18 protein-coding genes are annotated in these 22,635 nt (G+C 64.4%); 8 read left to right on the top strand and 10 right to left on the bottom strand.

From position 1 onward, the window contains the following. The first annotated feature begins 24 nt into the window (after positions 1-24). Positions 25-1,335 (top strand): MFS transporter, encoded by a 1,311-nt coding sequence (locus ACW5XD_RS01325; RefSeq protein WP_456493279.1) that lies wholly within the window; start codon positions 25-27, stop codon positions 1,333-1,335. On the opposite strand, the gene ACW5XD_RS01330 is transcribed toward ACW5XD_RS01325, so the two are convergent. Both ACW5XD_RS01330 and ACW5XD_RS01335 read right to left on the bottom strand, forming a co-directional pair. Next, positions 1,332-2,414, bottom strand: a complete 1,083-nt coding sequence (locus tag ACW5XD_RS01330) for a protoglobin domain-containing protein (protein ID WP_456493280.1) — start codon at positions 2,412-2,414, stop codon at positions 1,332-1,334. The two genes, ACW5XD_RS01325 and ACW5XD_RS01330, sit on opposite strands and share 4 nt — an antisense overlap. A gap of 134 nt (positions 2,415-2,548) precedes the next feature. After that, positions 2,549-2,902, bottom strand: a complete 354-nt coding sequence (locus tag ACW5XD_RS01335; RefSeq protein ID WP_456493281.1) for a DsrE/DsrF/TusD sulfur relay family protein — start codon at positions 2,900-2,902, stop codon at positions 2,549-2,551. Between the two features lie 178 nt (positions 2,903-3,080). On the opposite strand from ACW5XD_RS01335, the gene ACW5XD_RS01340 reads away from it, so the two are divergent. Continuing rightward, positions 3,081-3,455, top strand: coding sequence for a DUF1090 domain-containing protein (locus tag ACW5XD_RS01340; protein WP_456493282.1), 375 nt, complete (start codon positions 3,081-3,083; stop codon positions 3,453-3,455). 69 nt (positions 3,456-3,524) lie between these two features. Here the strand turns inward: ACW5XD_RS01340 and fumC are convergent, their stop codons facing one another. Further along, entirely contained in the window at positions 3,525-4,919 is a 1,395-nt protein-coding gene (fumC, locus tag ACW5XD_RS01345) for a class II fumarate hydratase (RefSeq protein ID WP_456493283.1), read from the bottom strand. A 125-nt stretch (positions 4,920-5,044) separates the two neighbouring features. Next, a complete protein-coding gene (pepE, locus tag ACW5XD_RS01350) occupies positions 5,045-5,785 on the bottom strand; it encodes a dipeptidase PepE (protein WP_456493284.1) in 741 nt (246 codons plus the stop codon). Positions 5,786-5,892: 107 nt separating this feature from the next. On the opposite strand from pepE, the gene ACW5XD_RS01355 reads away from it, so the two are divergent. Continuing rightward, complete coding sequence (locus ACW5XD_RS01355) at positions 5,893-6,021, top strand: hypothetical protein (RefSeq protein ID WP_456493285.1); 129 nt, start codon at positions 5,893-5,895, stop codon at positions 6,019-6,021. A gap of 51 nt (positions 6,022-6,072) precedes the next feature. Here ACW5XD_RS01355 and ACW5XD_RS01360 read toward each other — a convergent pair whose 3' ends face one another. The 5 genes from ACW5XD_RS01360 to ACW5XD_RS01380 form a co-directional block, all read right to left on the bottom strand. Further along, positions 6,073-7,881: a carbon starvation CstA family protein gene (locus tag ACW5XD_RS01360; protein WP_456493286.1), complete on the bottom strand. Its 1,809-nt coding sequence runs from the start codon at positions 7,879-7,881 to the stop codon at positions 6,073-6,075. A gap of 208 nt (positions 7,882-8,089) precedes the next feature. After that, entirely contained in the window at positions 8,090-8,827 is a 738-nt protein-coding gene (gene btsR / locus ACW5XD_RS01365; RefSeq protein ID WP_456493287.1) for a two-component system response regulator BtsR, read from the bottom strand. Beyond that, positions 8,821-10,515 (bottom strand): LytS/YhcK type 5TM receptor domain-containing protein, encoded by a 1,695-nt coding sequence (locus ACW5XD_RS01370; protein WP_456493288.1) that lies wholly within the window; start codon positions 10,513-10,515, stop codon positions 8,821-8,823. Before ACW5XD_RS01370 ends, btsR begins: the two co-directional genes overlap by 7 nt. Positions 10,516-10,791: 276 nt before the next feature. Continuing rightward, positions 10,792-11,403: a response regulator transcription factor gene (locus tag ACW5XD_RS01375; RefSeq protein WP_456493289.1), complete on the bottom strand. Its 612-nt coding sequence runs from the start codon at positions 11,401-11,403 to the stop codon at positions 10,792-10,794. Between the two features lies 1 nt (position 11,404). Next, positions 11,405-13,324 (bottom strand): sensor histidine kinase, encoded by a 1,920-nt coding sequence (locus tag ACW5XD_RS01380; RefSeq protein WP_456493423.1) that lies wholly within the window; start codon positions 13,322-13,324, stop codon positions 11,405-11,407. A gap of 267 nt (positions 13,325-13,591) precedes the next feature. Between ACW5XD_RS01380 and dsrO the strand changes: the two genes are divergently transcribed. The 3 genes from dsrO to ACW5XD_RS01395 are packed head-to-tail and all read left to right on the top strand — an operon-like array spanning position 13,592 to position 18,604. Further along, the gene (gene dsrO, locus ACW5XD_RS01385; protein ID WP_456493290.1) at positions 13,592-14,380 is read left to right on the top strand and encodes a sulfate reduction electron transfer complex DsrMKJOP subunit DsrO; all 789 of its coding nucleotides are present in this window, start codon (positions 13,592-13,594) and stop codon (positions 14,378-14,380) included. Continuing rightward, on the top strand, positions 14,370-15,497 hold the full coding sequence (gene nrfD / locus ACW5XD_RS01390) for an NrfD/PsrC family molybdoenzyme membrane anchor subunit (RefSeq protein WP_456493291.1): 1,128 nt from the start codon (positions 14,370-14,372) through the stop codon (positions 15,495-15,497). The genes dsrO and nrfD overlap by 11 nt, the downstream gene beginning before the upstream one ends. Beyond that, a complete protein-coding gene (locus ACW5XD_RS01395) occupies positions 15,497-18,604 on the top strand; it encodes a molybdopterin dinucleotide binding domain-containing protein (protein WP_456493292.1) in 3,108 nt (1,035 codons plus the stop codon). Before nrfD ends, ACW5XD_RS01395 begins: the two co-directional genes overlap by 1 nt. A gap of 56 nt (positions 18,605-18,660) precedes the next feature. Here ACW5XD_RS01395 and ACW5XD_RS01400 read toward each other — a convergent pair whose 3' ends face one another. Then, on the bottom strand, positions 18,661-20,022 hold the full coding sequence (locus tag ACW5XD_RS01400; RefSeq protein WP_456493293.1) for an endonuclease/exonuclease/phosphatase family protein: 1,362 nt from the start codon (positions 20,020-20,022) through the stop codon (positions 18,661-18,663). 141 nt (positions 20,023-20,163) lie between these two features. Between ACW5XD_RS01400 and ACW5XD_RS01405 the strand changes: the two genes are divergently transcribed. Together ACW5XD_RS01405 and ACW5XD_RS01410 are read left to right on the top strand one after the other, a co-directional pair. Then, positions 20,164-21,012, top strand: a complete 849-nt coding sequence (locus ACW5XD_RS01405; protein ID WP_456493294.1) for a patatin-like phospholipase family protein — start codon at positions 20,164-20,166, stop codon at positions 21,010-21,012. A 591-nt stretch (positions 21,013-21,603) separates the two neighbouring features. Further along, a complete protein-coding gene (locus ACW5XD_RS01410; protein ID WP_456493295.1) occupies positions 21,604-22,530 on the top strand; it encodes a L,D-transpeptidase family protein in 927 nt (308 codons plus the stop codon). Positions 22,531-22,635 lie beyond the last annotated feature (105 nt).

Below are 22,635 nucleotides of genomic sequence, written 5' to 3' on the forward strand. Positions count from 1 at the left end.
GAGCCGACCTCAGGGTCGGCTTTTTTGTGTCTGCTCGGCAGCAGTGTTGTTTCTTATGAAGCCCTCTGTTACAACAATGAGCTTCCCGCGCGACGGGCAACAAGGAGCAGTATGATGTCGTGGGCTCTCCTCAGGCAGTTTCCCCCGCTGGTCTGGACCGTGATCCTGGGCACCTTCATGGTGCGCACCAGCTATTACATGGTCTGGCCCTTTCTCTCCATCTTGCTCTATCGGGAGTATGCCCTCTCGGCCACCGGCATAGGGGCCATGCTGGGAGCAAGCGCGGCGCTCTCCACCCTGATCAGCTTCTACGGCGGCTGGCTGTCGGACCGGCTGGGCCGGCGCAACATCTTGCTGGCTGGCTGCCTGGTGGCGCTGCTCTGCTATGGCTTGCTCGGTTTCTCCCACTCAGTACTCTGGCTCGGGGTAGGGGTGATCGGCAGCGGTCTCTCCTCCGGTCTCATCGATGCACCGGGCAAGGCGCTGATGGCCGACAGCCTCGCCTCGGCCAAGGCGCGCGAGCTGGCGCTGCATTTGCGCTACTTCCTGCTCAACCTGGGGGCGGCGATAGGGCCCTTGCTCGGGGTGACTCTGGGTATCAGTGCTCAGCAGCAGACCTTCCTGCTGCTCGCCGGCAGTTATCTGCTGCTGGGAGCCGCCTTCGTTTGGGGCTTTCGCGCTCTGAACGAGGACGCGCGGCGCGGTGGCGGTTTGGGTCTGCGGGCCGCCATCAAGGTGCTGTGGCTGGATCGGGGTTTTCTGCTGCTGGTGATGGCCAACCTGCTGATGGTGCTGGTTTACTCCCAGTTTCACTCACCCCTGGTGCAGTACCTGACGCGGGCCGAGACTCCCGAGGTGGCGCGGCTGGTCGCCATTTTGGTGACGATCAATGCGCTGACCGTCGTTTTACTGCAATTCCCGCTGCTGCATCTGCTCGCCCGCTGGCCGGGCAAGGTGCGGCTGCAGCTTGGCATCATGCTGTTTCTGGGGGCTCAGGTGCTGTTTGCACTGGGGGATCCCGCGCAGTGGTCGCACTGGATCGGGGCCGTGCTGCTGCTGAGCGTGGGGGAGACGATCCTGTTCCCGCTGCTCAACGTGCTGATCGATCAGATGTCGCCCCCTCATCTAAAGGGGAGCTATTTCGGTGCCGGTGCGCTGGCCGGGTTGGGTGGTGCCATAGGAGCCGTGCTGGGTGGCTGGATCCTGGAGCGATGGAGCGGACAATCACTCTACATACTGATGGCGCTGTGCTGCATGCTGACCTTCCTGTTGTACGAGTGGGGCGCACGTATCCCGCGCCCCGAGGTGGTGAAAGCCTGCTCCCGCGAGAGTTAGTGGGCCTCCTTTTGGTTGATTTGCTTCATCGCCTTCTTGGCGGCATACATGCGTTCATCAGCCAGCCGGATCAGGCTGTTTCCCTCGTCGAACTGGACCGGGCCCGTCTGCACCATGCCGATGCTGAGCGTCACGTCGCCGAGCTGTTCTGCCAGCGTACTGGTCAGTCGTTTCAGATAGACATCTCTGGCCTGATCCTCATTGCAGTTGGGCAGGATCAGACAGAACTCATCACCGCCGTAACGAAAGCAGCTGTCCTCCGTCCGCGATACTTTGCGAATGCAGGTGCCGACGATGCGCAGTATCTCGTCTCCCCGCTGATGCCCTTGACTGTCGTTGATCTGTTTGAAGTCATCGATATCGAGGTAGGCAATGACCACTGGCTCGGCGCGGCGCTGGCAGGTGCGCAGGGTGCGGGTCAGGTTCTCTTGCAGGTGTCGTACGCTGAGCAGGCCGGTGAGGGAGTCGGTCCGGCTCATCTCCTCCAGCTGCTGGGTGCGTTCCCGCACCTTCTCCTCCAGCGTCTTGGCGTAGATCTCGGACTTCTCCTTGGATGACTCTATCTCCGAGACCAGGCTGCGGATGTAGGTCTCGAACACCAGGGTAATGTCGAACAGGAACAGCTTGTCGAGGGCGGTCAGCATGGTAATGCGATCCGGCTCGTGCTCTATCTGGGAGAAGATATCCTCGATGAGCAGCCCCTTGAGAGTGTTGATGGCCGCCAGATAGAGCTTGGGCTCCACCCCGATCCGCTTGTGCACCAGCCCGATCCGCAGCCGGTTGTTGACGTATTCCAGGTCATACAGGCCGCTGAACAGGTCGAGGATGTAACGGCGCTGGGCCGCCCGCAGCCGGGTGAGCGTATCGGCGTCGCCGATCAGCAGGGCAATCTCGGTAATCCCGGTCTGCAGCATATAAAACTTGTCGACCAGTGCATCTATGTGGGGCTCTATCTTGACGCGGTAGCTGGCGAGCAGGGTGAAATCTTCCTCGCTCAACAGCAGCAGCTCCTTGCGATGGGCAATCTCGAACTCTGTTATCCGCATCTGCTCCAGCAGAGTCTGTTCGGTTGGATTCATGGCAGTTCCCTGAACGAAAATGACGGCGCGCACTTTGTTATCTAACTGACAGTGTAGACATTAACAGCAGGGGAATGGTTTTCAAATGGCGCAGGGTTGTTGCAGCTCAACGCCTGCGCCCATCTTTCTATGCACTAGAAGGTCAGCACTTTATCGGCCGCTAGGGTCCACTGGGCCAGCAGCGGCAGTGTGCCGATCTCGATCCCTTCAATGAGCGGCAGGGCCGTGATGCCACGGGCATCGGTACAGGTCTTGCACAAGCGGATGAGGGCACCCTGAGCCAGCAGGATCTCCAGCATCTGGCGTAGATTGTACCCCTCGGCCGGGGCTTGCCCCGCCAGTGCGGCGCCAACCGCATCGGACATCAGAAACAGTTGCAGGCTGGCACCGCCCTGTTCGCCCAGGGCAATGGCCAGCCGCAGGGCGTTGAACAGGGATTCGCTGCCGTAGGGAGCGCCGTTGGCAATGATGACAATTCGTTGATTCATAAAAGACTCCATCCTGAAAGCCGCTATTGTAGACTCGCCGGGGCCGCGCTGGCGTGATGTTGCACAAACTCTGTCGTACCGGTTGGCGCACGGCTTGACCCGCTTGGCCGAGTGCGGTCTGATAGGCGGCCATCAAACATGACAGAGGAGTGAGGTCGTTATGTGGAAGGCTGTCGGAATGAGTATGCTGCTGTTGGCCGGTCAGGCCTATGGCAGCCAGGAAGTTGGCTGCAAGGCTCGGCAACAGGCCGTGGCGGACCAGCTGGCCTTCGCCAAGGCGCACAACAACGCGGATCAGGTGGCCGGGCTGGAGCGGGCGCTGCGCAATATCGAGGCTCACTGCACCGATGCCGGCCTGTTCAAGGAGCAGCAACAACGGGTGGCCGAGCTGAAAGCGCAGGTGAACGAGCGACTGCTCGAACTGCAAAATGCGCGGGTGTCGGGCAAGCCTGACAAGATCGCCAAGAAACAGGCCAAGCTGGAAGAGGCCCAGACCAAGTTGCTGGCCGCCCAGCGCGAGCTGGATGCGCTGAGCAAGCTGATCAAGTCCTGACTCATTCATGAAAAAAGAAGCCGGCGCAGTCCGGCTTCTTTTTTATCGCATGCTTCCCTCCGGGGTGGCTCAGCCGCCGCGTCGACCTACCATGTCGGCCGGCACCACCCAGGCATCGAACTGCTGCGCCGTCAGGTGGCCGGAGGCGATGGCCGCCTCCCGCAAACTGAGCCCTTCATGGTGGGCCCGCTTGGCTATCTCGGCCGCTTTGTCATAGCCGATATGGGGGTTGAGCGCCGTCACCAGCATTAAGGATCGGGCCAGTAGCTCGTCGATGCGGGGCTGGTTCGGGGTGATGCCGACGGCGCAGTGGTCGTGGAAGCTCTGCATGCCGTCCGCCAGCAGCCGCACGCTCTGCAGGAAGTTGTGGGCGATCATCGGCCTGAACACGTTAAGCTCGAAGTTGCCGCTGGCGCCGCCGATATTGATGGCGACGTCGTTGCCCATCACCTGGGCGCACAGCATGGTGAGCGCCTCGCACTGGGTCGGGTTGACCTTGCCGGGCATGATGGAAGATCCTGGCTCGTTTTCCGGGATGAGCAGCTCTCCCAGCCCGCTGCGGGGGCCGCTGGCCAGCCAGCGTACGTCGTTGGCGATCTTCATGAGCGATGCCGCCAGCGTCTTTAGTGCGCCGTGGGCATGAACCAGAGCATCGCTCGCCGCCAGCGCCTCGAACTTGTTGGGCGCGCTCACCAGCGGCAAGCCTGTCTGCTCCGCCAGGGTAGCCGCCACCTCGTCGGCAAAGCCGGGTGGCCTGTTCAGGCCTGTGCCGACGGCCGTCCCCCCCAGCGCCAGTTCGCACAGATGGGGCAGGGCGGCCCGAATGTGGCGTTCTCCCTGCTCCAGCTGGGCGACCCAGCCGGAGAACTCCTGTCCCAGGGTGAGCGGGGTAGCATCCTGCAAGTGGGTGCGGCCTATCTTGACGATGTCGTCGAAGGCGTGCGCCTTGCGGGCCAGGGTGGCGCTCAGGGCGATCAGGGCGGGCAGCAGTTGCAGCGTGATGGCGCTGACGGCCGCCAGATTCATGGCGCTGGGGAAAACGTCATTGCTCGACTGGCTCTTGTTCACCTCGTCGTTGGGGTGTACCAGACGCGCTTCGCCGCGCGTGCCGCCGAGCAGCTCGCTGGCACGGTTGGCCAGCACCTCGTTGACGTTCATGTTGGTCTGGGTGCCCGAGCCTGTCTGCCAGACCCTGAGCGGAAATTCTTCTTCGTGCTGGCCGCAGAGGATCTCATCGGCGGCACTCATGATGGCCTGGGCCGTGCGAGCGGGCAGCAGTCCCTTGGCGTGATTGACCCGGGCACAGGCAGACTTGATGCGCGCCAGGGCATGAATCAGCGCCATGGGCTGACGCTCCCCCGAGATGTCGAAATGGTGCAGGGAGCGCTGGGTCTGGGCTCCCCACAGCCGCTCGGCCGGAACGGCTATCTCCCCGAAGCTGTCGTGCTCTATCCGTGTCGTCATTGCATCCTCCCGCCGAAAAGAAAAGGGGCGAGGGAATCTCCCTTGCCCCTCACAGCATGGCAAACCACAGGCCAGGTCGCTCAGAATGGCGACCCACGCTGCGGTGTACCCGCTTGCATCATGGTTCAGCCGTGGGGGCGAAACGGCGTCAATGCCGCCAGCGGGCTGGCATCCATGCATTCCTGAATCGCCTCGCCGTGCTTGAAGATCTTGAAGCTCTCGCCGCGGGCGCTCCAGTATTCAAGGGTGTCGCCGCTGCTCTCGCCACTTATTTGGAGCAGGCTGGCTTCACGCAGGGCCACCACGTATTCGCTCGGGTTGATGGCGCAGAACTCCGCCAGACGCTCGTCGCGGGTCTCCCCCATGTGGCCGCTGATGCTGGCATCCAGATAGTGGGGGTTGATCTGCAGCGGGAACAGGCCCAGCGCGGGCAGTACGGCGGCGTTGCACACCGGCATGTCGTTGGTGGTGCGAATGCTCGGGGTGGCCACGTTGCAACCTGCGCTCCAGCCCACATAGGGCACGCCCCGCTCGCGCACGGCACGCTGGATCGGCACGACCAGGCCATTTTCGTGCAGCAGCTGGTTCAGGCGCCAGGTGTTGCCACCGCTGATAAAGATGGCGTCGGCCTGGTTGATGGCGTCCACCGGGTCGTCGAACTGATGGATGCTGATGGCTTCCACCCCCAGGCTCTCGCCGAGCTCATTGGCCCTGGCGTCCCAGTCGCTGCGGATCACGGCGTAGGGGATGAGCAGGATGCGCTTGACCTGTTTGCGGGCGAGCAGGGTTTGCACCCGGTCGCGGGCCCAACCGAGCAGACCCGGAAATTCGGTGGCTTTACCGTTGCTGAGAAGAAGCAGTTCCATGAAAAGTGTCCTCATGAGTGAAAGCGGAGGAGGCGCCGCCAGGGTGTGGCATGGCGACAAGAGACCCCATTCTAACCCGATTGGCCGCCGGGTTCTGTGATCGGCTCATGTATCCTGATGAGCCCACCTTCTGGCCGGTTATCAAGCCGTCCATTTTCTGCACCATCTTCCACCGCCTCAACCGCCTCGCCCGCTCCACCGATATCTGTGATGAGCAGTATTTCGCCACGTTTTGAATACGAAAAACCCCACCGAAGTGGGGCCTTGATCATTGAGGACGGTTCCCGTCAGCTGGCGCTGGCCGGGGCAATCTGGAACTCGGGCTGTTGGCGCAGCTTCCACAGCTCAATCCACTTGCGGATGGCCGACAGCAGTATGACGGCGCCAAGCCCCAGCATCAGCAGTGAGATGCCGCCGTTGAGCAGGTTGTAGCCCTTGGCTTCGGGGTTGAAGTAGACGTGGCTGACCATCCAGTAACCGGCGTAGTTGACGGTGACGAACAGGTAGGCCAGCGGGATCAGGCAGGTCAGCATGTAACGGCGCTTGCTGGCCAGTCGCAAGATGATGGTGGCACCGATAATCAGGCCCACCGAGGCCATCAGCTGGTTCGAGACCCCGAACAGCGCCCACACAGATCCGATATCGCCGGACATCAGCAGATACCCCCACATCACGCAGGCGAGCACGCTGGCTCCGATGGCGCCCGGCATCCAGTCGATACGCTTGAGGGGCGGGTAGAACTCGCCGAAGAAGTCCTGAATGAGGTAGCGGGAGACCCGGGTGCCGGAGTCGACGGCGGTCAGGATGAACACCGCTTCAAACATCACCACGAACTGGAAGAAGTAGGAGGCGAGATTGCTGAACCAGGGCACTTTGGTGAAGATGTAGGACATGCCCACTGCCAGGGTGACGGCGCCGCCGGTGCGGCCGTTCAGATCCATACCGATCTCCTGGGAGAGGAACGGCAGATCCACCACCTGCATCCCCAGTTTGGCGAAGGCCTCCGGGGTAGCGTTGATGGCGAAGTAGTCGGCCGGGTGCAGGGCAGTGGCGGCGATCAGCGCCATCACGCCCACCACGCATTCGGCCAGCATGGCACCGAAGGCGACCGGCAGGATGTCGCTCCACTTGTCCACCAGTTTCGGGGTGGTGCCGGAGCCGATAAAGGCGTGGAAGCCGGAGATGGCACCACAGGCGATGGTGATGGAGATGAAGGGCCAGACCGGGCCGCCCAGTACCGGGCCGCCGCCGTGGACGAACTGGGTCATGGCGGGGAACTGGATCTCCGGGTTGATGCAGATGACGCCGATCACCAGTGCGCCGAATACGCCGATCTTCATGAAGCTGGAGATGTAGCCGCGCGGGGTGAGCAGCAGCCAGACCGGCAGCGCGGTGGCGAAGAAGGCGTAGACCGGCAGCGCCAGACTGATGGTCTCGGCACGCAGGGTCAGCCAGGCACCGAAGGCGCTCTCCTGCACGTAGGGGCCGAAGAAGACGCAGGCCAGCACCGCGATGAAGCCGACCCAGGAGGCGGCTTGCAGGTTGCCGGTCAACTTGTGCCAGATCCCCACCACCATGGAGATGGGGATGGTCATGAAGACCGCGAATACGCCCCAGGCGTTACGCTCCAGCGCGTGCACCACCACCATGGAGAGACCCGCCATGGTGATGGTGATGATGAACAGCATCGCAAGGCCGGTACACCAGCCGGCGATGGGGCCGAGCTCGGCCTTGGCCACCTCGGAGAGGGACTTGCCCTGATGCTTCATTGAGGCGAACAGCACGACTGTGTCGTGCACCGCGCCGCCGATGACGCAGCCGATCAGCAGCCAGAGAAAGCTCGGCAGGTAGCCGTACTGGGCGGCCAGAACCGGGCCCACCAGCGGGCCGGCGGCGGCGATGGCCGCGAAGTGCTGGCCGAAGTTGACCCACTTGTTGGTCGGCACATAGTTCTTGCCATCTTCCAGCTGGTGGGAGGGGGTGACCAGCTTGTCGTCGGCCATCAGCACTTTGCGCACAAAGAACACGCCGTAGAGGCGATAGGCGATGGCGAGGATGCAGAGGGCCGCAATGACGAAGGTGATTGCGTGTTGCATAACGGAGTTTCCTTTTCCTGCGGCCAATCCGGCCGGGCTCAGGCTGCACTCTACCGACGTGGTGGGGAAAGGGGAGCGCAGAAAAGGTCAGTGGCAGAGGGCCGCCCGTGAGCGGCAGAAAAGCGACCCCGAGCGGTTTGAGGGATGAGCCGGCGGGCGTGGTAAGCGGTAGCGGGCAGAACAGGAGCTGGATGAGTGGCCCGCCCCATCAGGGGATCTCCAGCAGCTCCTTGAGGGGCTTGAGGTAGCGGCGGCTCACCGGCACCTTGTGGCCGCCCTGGGTCACCACCTCCGCCAGGCCGCCGTCGAGCAGCAGGATCTCGCGGATCTGGCCGGGGTTGAGCAGGTATTGGCGGTGACAGCGCACGAAGCCGGTCTTCTCCTCCAGGGTGCGCAGGGTCAGCTCGGTGGTGCCCTGCTGCTGGGCGCTCACCACCTTGTTGCCGGCCAGATCGCTGTGGACGAACTCCACCTCGCCAAGGGGCAGCAGCAGGATGCGGTTGTGGCCGCTGCAGGGAATGCTGCGCAGGGGCTGGGCGATGCGGGTCGGATCCTGCATCGGCTGGCCCGCCAGCTCACCTTTTGGCGAAAGCAGCCGCTGGATGCGCTCCAGCGCCTTGTTCATCCGCTCTGCCGTGACCGGCTTGAGCAGGTAGTCGAGGGCGTTCTCCTCGAACGCGCGCAGGGCAAACTCGTCGTAGGCGGTGATGAAGACGATGTGGGGACGCAAGTCCGGATCCAGCATGCTCACCAGTTCCAGCCCGCTGATGCGCGGCATCTGGATGTCGAGAAACAGTAGGTCGGGCTTGAGGCGATGGATGGCGGGCAGCGCCTCCATTGCGTGGGCACACTCCCCCAGCAGGCGGATGTTGCCTGCCTGCTCCAGCAGCAGCCGCAGCTCCTCGCGGGCGAGGGGTTCATCGTCGACGATAAGGGCGGTCAGCATGGGCTCTCCTGCAGGGGAAGGGTGATCCTCACCCGGGTGGATTGATGGGGTTCGCAGTGAATGGTGACCCCGTACTCGGCGCCGTAACGGGCCTTGATGCGCCGGTCCACTATGTTCATGCCAAGGCCGCTCTCCTCCCGCTTGGCCTGATAGAGGCCGGCGTTGTCCTCGACCTCCAGCACCAGCTGTTCGCCCTCCTGTCGCGCAGTCAGGGTGAGCCGGCCGGGCTCGAACATCTGGGAGATGCCGTGCTTGATGGCGTTCTCGACGATGGGCTGCAGGGAGAAGGTGGGCAGCCGGTACTCCAGCAGCGGCTCGGGAATATGGATCTGCACGCTCAGGTGCTCGGCGAAGCGGGCCTGCTCGATGTGCAGGTAGGCGTTCACATGTTCCAGCTCGTCGGCCAGGGTCACCTCGTCTCCCTGCCGCTTGAGGTTCTTGCGAAAGAAGGTGGAGAGGTGGTGCACCAGAGTGCGGGCGCTCTCGGGATCGCGCCGGATCACCGCCGACAGGGTGTTGAGGGCGTTGAACAGGAAGTGCGGGTTGATCTGCGCCTGCAACAGCTTGATCTCCGACTGGGCCAGCAGCCGCTTCTGCTCGTTGTATTTGCCGGCCAGGATCTGGCCGGAGAGCAGCCGGGCGATCCCCTCTCCCAGGGTGCGATTGATGGAGGAGAAGAACTTGCGCTTGGGCTCGTAGAGCTTGATGGTGCCGACCACCGACCCCTCTTCCCCCCGCAGCGGAATGACCAGCGAGGAGCCGAGCCGGCACTGGGGATGCAGGTTGCAGCTGTAGGGGATGAGGTTGCCGTCCGCATAGACCACCTCGTTGTGCTGGATCGCCTTGAAGGTGTGGGCCGAGTTGATGGCGGTGCCCGGCAGGTGGTGATCCTCGCCGATGCCGATGAAGGCGAGCAGCTTCTCCCGATCCGTGATGGCCACCGCACCGACCCCGGTCTCCTCGTAGAGAATGCGCACCATCTGCTGGCACGCCTCTTGAGTGAAGCCCTTGTCCAGCACCCGCATCGCCCGCTCGGCGATCTTGAGGGCGCGGGCGGAGAAGGCGACCGAGTACTTCTCCAGCATGGCGCGGTGATCGAGGATCATCCGCATGAACATGGCGGCCCCCAGGGTATTGGCCACCAGCATGGGGGCTATGATGTTCTCGATGAGGTGGACGGCGTCGTCATACGGGCGGGCCACCAGCAATATGATGCCCATCTGCATCAGCTCGGCGATAAGGGCCACCGAGCCCACTACCCAGGGGCTGAACAGCAGGTCGAGCCGGTGGCGGGCGACGAAGTGGCGGTGTACTAGGCCGCCGAGCAGCCCCTCGGCGATGGTGGAGAAGGTGCAGGCGAGCGCGGTAAAGCCCCCCAGCGAGTAGCGATGGATGCCGCCGGTGAGCCCCACCAGTAGCCCCACCACAGGGCCGCCGACGATGCCGCCCAGCACGGCGCCGATGGCGCGGGTGTTGGCGATGGAGTCTTCGACCCTCAGGCCAAAATAGGTGCCCATCACGCAGAAGCCGGAGAAGATGAGGTAGCAGAGGATCTTGTGGGGCCAGCTCAGGGTCACCTGGGTCAGCGGCATGAACAGCGGCGTCTTGGAGAGCAGCCAGGCGATCACCAGGTAGACGCAGAGCTGCTGGAAGAGAGATATCACGAGCGCGAATTGTTCGAAAGCCACGGCACACTATCTCGAAAGGGGATGCTCATCCAATGGACGCGGAGTATTAGCAAACCCCGATTTGCGCTGCAAGCCACGGGCGCAGGAATAGCGGGCCTGCGCACAGATTTGGCTGACAGCCTGAGCCAAAGGCATCCCATGTCGCCGCCTGGCCTGCCCATTCACGAGAGATGGAAACAATCAGGCTAGTGAGCTGAGCGCCGACCCATACCCGCTGGCGATAGCGCTGCAGGCTGATGCTGCTGAGGCGCTCGGGGCAGCCTTGGTTGACCGGGATCAGGGCGCCGAGTGGACATCCGCATAGAGCAGCATCAGCTCGGCCAAGGAATTGACCTCAAGGCGCTTCATCAGACTGGCGCGGCACACCTCGACGGTACGCACCGAGATACAGAGATCCTGCGCTATCTGCTGATTCTTGTGGCCCCGTGCGATGAGCTCCAACAGCTGGTGTTCGCGCGGGGTGAGCCGCGCATAGGCCGCCAGATTGGTGAGACGCATTGCCGCAGCCAGTGTCGCCCGTTCGGCCCGCTCTATGGCGGCGAGCAAGGGGGCCAGTTGTACCGGCTTTTGCAGGAAGTCGACGGCCCCCTGTTTGAGGGACTCCACCGCCAGCGGTACCTCGCCGTGGCCGGTGAGAAACAAGATGGCAATGGGGCTGTTGGCCGCCTTGAGACGCTGCTGCACATCGGGGCCCGACAGCCCCGGCATGCGGCAGTCGAGGATGAGGCTGGCGGGCTGGTGCAGATCAACCTCGGCCAGAAAGCGCTTGCCGTCAGTGAAACTGTACACCTGCCGCTCGTCACAACTCTCCAGCATGAAGCGCAGGGAGTCGAGCACGGCCTCATCGTCGTCGACCAGATAGAGCGGGGGGCGGGCAGGGTGCGGCATCTCAGTTCCTTGGTGTCGGTAGCGTGGTAGGGGTGGATGAGGTGGGGGCCTCGGGTGGCGGCGCGGGCAGGGTGACCCGGGCCAGACAGCCATGGGGGCTCAGGTTGTCGAGGGTGAACTGACCGTGATGACTCTCGACCACGTCCCGGCAGATGGCCAGCCCCAGCCCCATGCCATCAGGCTTGTCGCTGTAAAACGCCTGTTGCAGTTCACTCACGGGCACCCTCAGGCCGGCGCCGTTGTCACGGATCTCCAGCAGCAATCGATCCGCCTCGAACGCGATCAGCAGCTCGACCCGGGCAGGCTCCTGTGCCGGTGCCTGCGTAGAAGTGCGGGCCCTCTGCGCCGCACTCTCGGCGCCATTCTTGATGAGGTTCACCAGCAGTTGTTCCATCCCGATGCCGTCGAGGGGCAGCCGGCGCGGCTGGCCCCGCCAGTGCAGGATGAAGTTGACGTCGAGCGGTGCCAGCATCTGGTCTATCAGGGGGCGCAAGTCGTCCATCAGGGTGAGCAGATCGCAAGGTTCGAGCCGGGGAGGGCGCTTCTGCAGCCGGGTTCTCAGCCGGTTGACGGTCTGGGTGATGCGCTGGACTTGCAGTCCTATCTGCTCCAGCGCCTGGCGCAGGGAGGCATGGGCGGCAGCCTGAGCGGGATCCTGCGTCAGCCTGTCCAGCCGCAACAAGGCCCCCTGACTGTAGTTGGCGATGGCGGTGAGAGGCTGGTTGATCTCGTGGGCCACGTTGGCGCCCAGCTCGCCCAGTTCGGCGAGCCGTCTGGCCTGTGCCAGCTGGCGCCCCTTCTGCTCGAGCTGGTGGCGGGCGGCGAGCAGCCGGCGCTGGCTGCGGTTGAACAGGTATTGCAGCAGCAGGTGGTGGCCGCCCAGCAGCAGTACCAGTGCCAGCGCGCCCCAGCCCCACTGCTGATGCTGGCGCAACCAGTGCCAGGCCGCTTGCCACCAGGGGCCCTGCAGCGGGTGGCGATCCAGCGCCTTGAGCAGACGGTCGATGGCGAGCTCGCTGGTGGGCACGGTCCAGCCCGTCGAATCGGCGGCGATGGCCGCCTCGCTATCAAAGGGCAGATCGAACAGCGCACGGGTCACCGCCAGCGCCAGTTCGGGGGTAGCTTGCTCCGTCTTGGCAAAGGACCAGTTGGGGTAAAGCCGGGTCGAACTCTGGCAACCAAAGCCGGGCGGGGCCTGATCGTCCAGCACGCGAAACGCCCCCCGGGCGGCCTTGCCCTCCCGCACCATTCGCTCCAGCTGGCACACCGGCACGATGGCGGCGGCGACCTCGCCCGCGGCCAGCCGCTCGATGAGCCGGTCCAGCGGAAAACCGGTAAAGCGCACGGCGGAGAAGAAGTTGTCCAGCCTGACTCCCCGTTCATCGGCCTCGAAGCGATAGGCGAGGTAGCCGCCGAAGGCGTTTTCCGAGACGGCGGCGACCGGCTGCCCCTTGAGATCCTGCCAGTGTCGGTAGGGCGCCTGGGCGGGTACCACCAGCGCGGCGCCGATGGCGAGGTTGTCGCCCCCGGCCGGGCTCTTGAGGGTGGCGAGCCAGGCCAGCGGATACTGGCGCGCCAGACTCACCGACTGGCCCGGATTGGTGATGACGAAGTCGAGGTGCTCGAGGGCGACGGCCTCGGCCAGATCATCGAGCCCCAGCGGATGCAGCACGAAGCGATGGCCGGGCACGCGCTGATCCAGCCAGCGCATCAGTGGTTGCCACTGTGCTCGCGCCAGCGCCGGGCCGCGGGTCGCCAGCACGCCTATTCGTATCGGCGCGGCCTTGGCCCGCACTGGCTTGACCAGAGATGGCGCGGGCTCCTGTCGGGCCTGCTCTGGCGAAGAGTGGGCCGGGGCGGCCAGCACCCGAAGCGGCAGGGCTGACAGCGCGAGCCAGAGCAGCAGGCTGAGCAGTGGCAAGGGGGCAGGGTAGCGCAGTTGTCTCTCCTCTCGGTGCAAAGGGGGCAGTCTATCACCGGAGCGCCCCCTTGCACTCGAGCGGGGGCCGGAGGGGGGGGACAAACGCCGCCCCGGTCACAGTTCAGCAGGGATGGGGCGTTTTTTATTGCGCTGGATCAACCCGGCTCCCGGTATGTGGAAAACCACAATAGAGGTGGCGTCGAGCCTTGAAGAGAATGGGCGCAACACCCCAGCAGGGGTCCGCCAGCTCAGTAGAAGGAAGATCCCATGGAGCCAAGCAAGCGCCGGTTGCTATCCGGCATTGCCGCCCTCACCGCAGGGGCCGCCCTGATCCCCGTCACTCAGGTTCAGGCCCAGTCCGTTCCCGCTCCCCGCAATGGGCGGGCGGCCATCAGCCGGGGGGACAACCGCAAACGCTACGGTATGCTGATCGATCTGCGCCGCTGCGTCGGGTGTCAGGCCTGCACCGTGGCCTGCACCATCGAAAATCAGCCCCCCCTCGGTCAGTTTCGCACCACCGTCAGCCAGTACGAGGTGAGCGACGTCGCGGCGCTCGATGCTCCCGCTTCCCTCTTCATGTTGCCCAGACTCTGCAACCACTGCGCCGAACCCGCCTGCCTCGATGTTTGCCCCACCGGCGCCACTTTTCAGCGCGATGACGGCATAGTCGTGGTCAACAATGATTGGTGCGTCGGCTGCGGTTACTGCGTGCAGGCCTGCCCCTATGACGCCCGCTTCATCAACCACGAGACCAACACCGCTGACAAGTGCACCTTCTGCGCCCACCGGCTGGAGGCGGGTCTCCTGCCCGCCTGCGTGGAGAGCTGCGTCGGCGAGGCGCGCATCATAGGCGACTTGAACGATCCCGCGAGCCGGATCAGCCGCCTGCTGCGCGAGCACGCATCCGAACTCAAGGTGCTCAAGCCCGAGGCCCATACCCAGCCGCGGGTCTTTTATCTGGGCATGGACGAGGCCTTCGTCAGCAAGATCGATGGCAACCCGGCCCTGCGTAGCCTGCTCGACAGCGACGGCAAGGAGATAGCCCATGACCATTAACGAACTGCTGGCCCCGGATCAGCCCATCACCTGGCTGCCCTGGGCGGTGCAATATTTCTTCCTCATTGGCCTCGCCTATGGCGCTCTCTGGCTCGGCGACGTCGACCTGTGGCGCAAGACGCCGGATCGGCGGCTGCAGACCCTGGCCGCCGTGTTGATGATGGGGGCCGGCCTGGTGGCGCCCATCGCCCTGACGGCGGATTTGCACCAGCCGGCCCGGGCCTGGCACTTCTACGCCCAGACCCGGTTCAGCTCCATCATGTGGTATGGCGCCTACCTGCTGCCGCTGTTCAGCCTGCTCTCCATGTTGTTTGGCTGGCTGCTGCTAAGACCCGCCCTGGCCCGGCGCGGGGAGGAAAATGACAGGGTCGCGGCTCTGGCGCGGTGGCTCTGTCTGGGGGACTGGTCCGGCGAGACGTGGCTCAGGCCGCTCTCCCTGCTGGCGGCCTTGAGCGGGCTCAGCATCGCCCTCTACACCGGGTTCGAGACCATGGCGGTGGCGGCGCGCCCGCTCTGGCACTCCCCCTGGCTCCCCTGGTTGCTGGCGCTGAGCGCCGTGCTGGCGGCCCAGAGTGTCCTGCTGCTGCTCAACCGCCTGCTGGCGGGCTGGCAGGCAGACACGGAAGCGCGGCTGTTGCGTCAATTGCGCCCTGCCTTGGGCCTGCTCGCACTCTCCCTGCTGGGTTGGTCCCTCTTTGGCGGCGCCTCGGCAGCAGAGGCCGCAGCTCTCTACCGGCTCGACCCGAGTTGGCGGCTGGCGGCCCACTGGCTGCTGCTGACTCTGGGGCTGGTCGGCCTGCTGATGCTGGTCCGGCCGAGGATCTCTACCCGATTGTCACTCTGGGGGATCGCGCTGCTCACCCTGCATCTGGTGTGGGGCCTGCGTTGGCTGGTGCTCATTCAGGGGCAGCTGGTGCCCAAATATGGCGCCGGTGTCTATGTCTACCAGATCGCCTGGGGGCCGGAAGGCGTGCTCGGCATTCTCGGCACCTTCGGTTTGCTGCTGGCCTTGCTGGTGGCACTCTCCGAGCTGGTGCGCGTCCCGGCTCCGCCATCTGTTACTCAAGCATCCGCCATTCAGGTATCCACTCCCCATTCCGCTCGCGAGGCACTCTGATGGATCACAGCAAACGCAAGTTTCTCAAGGGCGCCGCCATTGCCGGGGGCTCCGGACTGTTCGTCGCCGGTTACAGCTATACCCTCAAGCAGGTGGCGAGCGGGGTGACGACCGGCAGCGCCGGCAAGCCGACCCGGGATCCCATCCACGGCAACTCGCTGGCCGTGGAGTACAGGGTTGACGAGAAAGGGGAGCTTCACCCCAACCCGGACCAGCGCGTTGCCAATACCATGTGCCTCGGCTGCTGGACCCTGTGCGGGGTGCGGGCCCGTATCGACAACGAGAGCGACAAGATAGTGCGCATCCTCGGCAATCCCTATCATCCCCTCTCCGCCCGCCATCACATCGACTTCAAGACGCCGGTCAAGCAGGCGTTGATCGCTACCAGCGGCTATCAGGAAGGGGGGCTGGAGGGGCGCTCCACCGCCTGCGCACGGGGCAACGCCATGCTCGAGCAGCTCGACAGCCCGCAGCGAGTCACCCGTTGTCTCAAGCGGGTCGGTCCCCGTGGCAGCGGTCGCTGGCAGAGTATCCCGTTCGAGCAGCTGGTGGCCGAGGTGGTGGAAGGGGGAGACCTGTTTGGTGAGGGCCAGATCGAGGGGCTGCGGGCCATTCGCAACCTCAACGAGCCACTGGATCCCGCCAACCCGGAATACGGCCCTAGGGCAAACCAGTTGCTGGTGAGCAACGCCTCGGACGAGGGGCGGGATGCCTTTATCAAGCGCTTCACCTTCAACAGCTTTGGCACCCGCAACTTCGCCAACCACGGCGCCTACTGCGGTCTGTCGTTCCGGGTCGGGGCCGGCGCCCTGCTGGACGATCTTGAGAAGAACGCCCACCTCAAGCCGGACTGGGACGAGAGCGATTTCCTGCTGTTCATGGGCACCTCGCCCCAGCAATCCGGCAACCCCTTCAAGCGGCAATCCCGTCAGCTGGCGGCGAACCGGGCGCGGCAGGACAAGCCGTTTTCCTACGTGGTGGTGGCGCCCAGCCTGCCCAACACGGTGAACATGCCGTCTGCCCCGGCCAACCGCTGGCTGCCGATCCGGCCCGCCACCGACTCGGCGCTGGCCATGGCCATGCTGCGCTGGATCATCGACAACCGGCGCTACGCCGAGCCCTTCCTGATGGCACCCCATGCCGCCGCGGCCGAGCAGGCCGGCTATCGCGGTTTTTGCAACGCCAGCCACCTGGTGCTCTGCGACGAGTCGCACCCGCGCTGCGGTCAGATGTTGCGGGCCAGCGATCTTGGCTTGCCCTTTGATGGGGAAGCCTATGGGGAGGGAGACGCCATGCTGGTCGAGGAGGCGGGCAGCGGCGAGCTGAGACCCGCTGGTCAGTGTGAGCGGGCCCACCTCTGGGTGGATCGCCGCATTCAGGGCCCCAAGGGGGAGCTGATGGTGAAGAGCAGCTTCCAGCTGCTGGCCGAGGCGTGCCGGGAGCACACCCTCGAGCAATACAGCGCCGAGTGCGCCGTGCCGGTGGCCGACATCGAGGCGCTGGCGCGGGAGTTCACCAGCCACGGCACCCGGGCGGCGGTGGTCTCCCACGGCGGCACCATGAGCGCCAACGGCTTCTACTCGGCCTGGGCCATCATGATGCTCAACGTCATGATTGGGAACCTCAACGCCCGGGGCGGCGCCGTGGCGAGCGGCGGCAAGTTCGATCCCTTCGGGGAGGGGCCGCGTTACGATCTGGCGAGCTTCCCCGGTATGGTCAAGCCCGCCGGGGTCTTCCTGTCGCGATCCAAGTTCCCCTACGAGAAGACCTCTGAGTATCGACGCAAGCGCGAGGCGGGCCAGAACCCCTATCCGGCGCAAGAGCCCTGGTTCCCGATCTCGGGCCCATTGCTCGGCGAACACCTGACTGCGGCAGTGAACGGTTACCCCTACCGGCTCAAGGCCTGGATCAACCACATGGGCAACCCCCTCTACGGCCAGGCCGGGCTCAGCAAGGCCATCGGTGAGCAGCTCAAGGATCCTGCCGTGCTGCCGCTTGTGGTCAGCATAGACAGCTTCATCAACGAGTCGTCGGCGCTGTCGGACTACCTAGTGCCGGACACCCTGACCTACGAATCCTGGGGCTGGGCCACCGCCTGGCACGGGGTGCTGACCAAGGTTTCCACCGGCCGCTGGCCCATCGTGGAGCCCCGTGTCGCCAAGACTGCCGAGGGAGATCCGGTCTGCATGGAGTCCTTCTTTATCGCGGTGGCCAAACGGCTGGGGTTGCCGGGCTTTGGCGAGGGGGCGGTCGAGGGGGCGGACGGCAAGGTGCATGCCCTGCACAAGGCGGCGGACTTCTCCCTCTACGGGGCTGCCAACGTGGCCTACCTGGGTCAGCCGGTGCCCGCCATAGGTCTCGAGGATCTCGCCTGGTCCGGGGTGGAACGGATCCTGCCAGTGCTGAATGCCACCCTGAGTGCGGAGGAGGCGGGCCGCGCCGCCTATCTCTTCGCTCGCGGCGGGCGCTTCGAGCCGGTGGCGAAGGGGCGCGACGACGCGGGTCAACCGAGCAAGCGCTGGCCCAAGCCGCTGATGGTGTGGAACCCCGAGGTGGGCAGCCGCCGTCACAGCCAGAGCGGCCAGTTCTTAAGCGGCACCCCGCGCTTTTTCCGCCCCCAGCTGGCGGACGGCACGCCGCTCAATGAGGCGTTCAAGCCGGCCCAGTGGCCACTGCTGCTCACCAGCTACAAGTCTCACACCATGAGCTCCATGAGCATCGGCTCGGATCGCCTGCGCCAGGTGAACCCCAGCAACCGGGTGCGACTCAATACGCAGACGGCGGCGCATCTGGGGATCGAGAGCGGGGACAGGGTGCGGGTCAGCACCCCGGATGGCAGCGTGATCGGGGTGGCCGAGTGCGTGGCCGGGGTGCAGGCCGATGCCATCGCCATCGAACACGGTTTCGGCCACAAGGAGCTGGGGGCGCGGGAACACTGGATAGACGGCCAAAAAGTGGTTGCCAATCCGCTGCGCGGGGCCGGGGTCAACCTCAACGATCTGGCGGTGCTGGATCCCAGCCGCCATGGCCGCTACCCCCTGGTTGACTGGGCCATCGGTTCTTCGGCCCGCCAGGGGCTGCCGGCCCGGGTGGAGAAGCTGGTATGACGACCCAATGAAAACGGGGCCTGCGGGCCCCGTTGCTTCTCTGCTCTGCGTCACTGTCACAGTTTGAAGTCGACCCACACCAGGCGGTGATCCGAGCTGACTCGCTTGGCGATGCCAAGCTTGGCGTCATACACCAGGTGGTAGCCCGGCTCGAAGCTGGCCGGCCAGAACACGCCGGAGGCGACCGCGTTCAGGTTGGCGGAGGGCAGCACGTGGTCGAGCTGCAGGCCGCTGCCGCTGGTGATGCGCTCCGGGGTGGGGCGGTTGTTGTTGCGCTTGCACTGATCCGGCTGGCTGGCGAGGCACTCGGGGCCGCCCTGGCTGACCGGGATCAGGGCGCCGTTGGTGACGGCCTGATTGACCAGCACATGGTTGTGCAGATCCTGAATGGCGGTCAGATCCCCATCGCCAATCTGGGGATCGGCGTTGAGATCGCCGGCGATGACGAACTTGGCACCCGCGGGCAGGCCACCGGCCTTGCCGGTGTCATCCACCATGTAGCTGGCGGTCTCCACGTAATCCTGCCAGAAGGCGACTTCGGCCCGGTTGTGCTTGACGTTGTGGCGCGCCGCGTTGCCGAAAATGGGCGGAGTCGGGTGGGAGATGAGGAAGTGGATCACCTCCTCCTTGTTGCCACGCTTGATGCGCACCGGCACGTCGGCGTGGTTCTTGGACGAGAGCGGGAAGGCCTGCCAGGCGGCGTCGTCATACCAGGCATCGCCGCACTGGCGGCCGGCCGGGATCGGCGCCTTGGCATTGTTGCAGTCGTCGATGACGGGGTTCGCTTCGCCGGGCATATCCTTCCACTTGAATTTCTGGAAGGTGCGGATCTGCTTGGTGTCGATGGGATACTGGGACATCACGGCGAAGGCGTACTGGCCGTGGTAGTTGCCAAAGCCCCAGGCGTCGTCCGGCCCGTTGTTGATCTTGCCGTCCAAGTTGAGGTCATGGCCGCTCATCAGGCCGGTGTTGGTGGCGAAGTTCTGCAGCACCGGGTAGCTGATGGCGGTCACCTCGCCGTGCTGGGCGTGGGCCAGATAGTTGTCGTTGAACGCCTTCAGATCAGTGGTGCTGGTGCCTTTGCCGTCATTGTCGAATTCGTTGAGCAGGAAGACGTCCGGCCGGGTGCGCTGGATGATTTCGGCGATGTTGCGGATCTGCTGCACGTCGAGGGCCTTGGTCTTCTCTGCGCCGCTCAGGCTGCCGTCGGCGAGGCGCGCCAGCAGGGCATCCTGCTCGGCGCGGCTCAGGGCCAGTTCACCGGCGAGCATGCCGGGAGCGGTGCGATCGAAGGAGAGGTTGAAGGTAGCGAAGCGAACCATGGGGGTCGGGGTCTCGGAGTCATTTTGGCTGTTACAGCCTGCCATCAATCCGAGGGAAATGGCAGCGGCCAGTAGGGACTTGCTGATATTTTTCATTGTAATATTCCGTAGCATCAATAAGTTATATCTCGTTGGTACGAGCGTTGAGGCGCGCCCATTATAGGGATCCCGGCCCCTGGCCGGGCGCCGGATGAGCCAAAGTGTGAGTCCATTCACAGAGCAAAACGGGGAGGCGAGATGAGTCGGCGACAAACGGCCCTGGTAGTCGAGGGGGGCGCCATGCGCGGCATTTTTGCCGCCGGTGTGCTGGATGCCTTTCTGGCAAAGGGCCGCACGGCGTTTGATCACTGCATCGGCGTGTCGGCGGGGGCGGTCAATCTGGCGGCCTTTCTGGCTGGCCAGCGGGGGCGCAACCACAGCGTCATCACGGACTACTCCTGTCGCCCCGAGTTCATCAGTCTGGCCAGGTTCGTGCGCGGCGGCCACTGGCTCGATCTCGACTGGCTGTGGGAGATCACCATCCGCGAGTGCCGACTCGATCTGGCCCGCTTCGCCGCCAATCCGGTGCCGCTGACCGTGGTGGCCACCCGGGTATCGGACGGTCAGGCCGCCTACCTCAAGGGGAATGCGGCCGAGCTGGAGCAGCAGATCAAGGCCTCCTGCTCGGTGCCACTGGTCTACCGGGACTTCGTGCGCATCGACGGGGAGGCCATGACGGACGGCGGAGTGGCCGACTCGATTCCGGTGCGTCACGCCTATGAGCAGGGGGCGCGCGACATCACAGTGGTGCTCTCCCGGCCACTGGGCTATCGCAAGCGGGCGCCGCGCCTGCCCGCCCTGCATCGCTACCTGCTGCGCGAGACGCCGGCCCTGGCTCGCGCCAGCCTTTCGCGTCATCAAAGCTACAACGATGCCATCGACTTCATCCGCCAGCCGCCGGCCGATTGCCGCATCCGGGTCATAGTGCCGCCGGCGGGTTTTCGGGTCGGCCGCATGACCACCGACCGGGCGCGGCTGGAGCAGGGTTACCAGATGGGCTGGCAGGCGGCCCAGGATTATCTGGCGGCCTACCCGGCCCTGTCTTGAACCCGCCCAAGCGGTTGACCCGCTACGCCGAGCGCCGGGGCGAGATCATGATGTGACCTCTGGCGGTGTGCAGGAAGTAAAGGTGCGCAGGCACACCACGAGCACCTCTTCGACTCCAGCTATGTACCGCTCCTCCGGATGGCATCTACAAGCCGACCATGCCCGTTTCAGCAGTTTGGCTGCGCGCATGCCCCGACCTCCGCCAGCCAGGTCCATCCCATGCTATCGGGTCCGGATGTGTATGCTGGCAGACGCGATGAAGAGGCTGGATACCTGGGTCGCCATCACTGAGCCGTGACGACCCCGTTCGTCAGCAACTGATCACAGAGTGGGGTCGACTGACCTCCTTTTTGTTCAGCTTCTGCTCAGTTTGTGGTTGTTAGCCTGATTGACATGAAAAGAGGAGGCGCCAGCGGCGATGGATGCACTTTTTCATGCAAAAAGAGCCATCCCGACGTTGAATTTTTGGCCGACTCAGGAAAGAATGCGCGCTCGGTTATTGACCTCGGGCGCAGGGTGACTCGCCACAGGCCAGACCGAGGATGAAATGGCCGTCGGCCAACTTGGTACAGGAAACCACACAGGAATTTTATGAATCCGCTTCGCACTGCCGCTTCGGCTCTTTTATGTACTCTGGCGCTGGTCAGCCAGCAGGCTGCCGCCGTTGAATACCAGCTGCCTGCAGCCAACAGCCGTCTGATCGGTGAGAACCAGGAGTACGTGGTACCCGCGGACAACCGTCCGTTGGAGCAGATCGCCTCCGACTTCCAGTTGGGTCTGACCAACATCATGGAAGCCAACCCGGGTGTCGACCCCTACCTGCCCAAGGCGGGCAGCAAACTGGTCATCCCCCATCAGCTGATCCTGCCGAATGCGCCGCGCGAGGGGATCGTCATCAACGTGGCGGAGATGCGTCTCTACTACTACCCGAAAGGCAAGAACGTGGTGCAGGTACTGCCCATCGGTATCGGCCAGCTGGGGGTCAACACCCCGGAGAACTGGATCACCAAGGTTGAGCGCAAGCGTGCCAACCCGACCTGGACCCCGACCGAGAACATCCGTCGCCGCTACGCCGCTCAGGGCAAGACCCTGCCAGCGGTCTGGCCGGCAGGCCCGGACAACCCCATGGGTCTGCACGCGCTCTACATCGGCAATCTCTACGCCATCCACGGCACCAATGCCACCTTCGGCATCGGTCTGCGGGTGAGCAGCGGCTGTGTCCGTCTGCGTGCCGATGACATCAAGTACCTGTTCGACAACGTGCCGGTCGGTACTCGCGTCCAGTTCGTCAACCAGCCGGTCAAGTCCACGGTCGAGCCGGATGGCGGTCGCTACATGGAAGTCCATGAGCCGCTGTCGCGCAACGAGGAGGAGTTCAACTCTACCGCCTCCGTACCGCTGCCCATGACCCCGGCCATCACCCGCTTCATCGCCCACATGGACAGTGACTCCAACGTGGTCAAGCAGGTGCTGGAACAGCGTACCGGCATGCCGACCCGTCTCAACCCGCAGGTCTGATGACCCGCCGGAAAGCCCGCTAATGAACAACGGCGACCTGATGGTCGCCGTTGTTGTTTGCGGAGCCTGCGGGGCGGGCCTCAGCCCGTTGGCTGCAGTGTGAAG

It is taken from the genome of Aeromonas enterica (assembly GCF_054052465.1).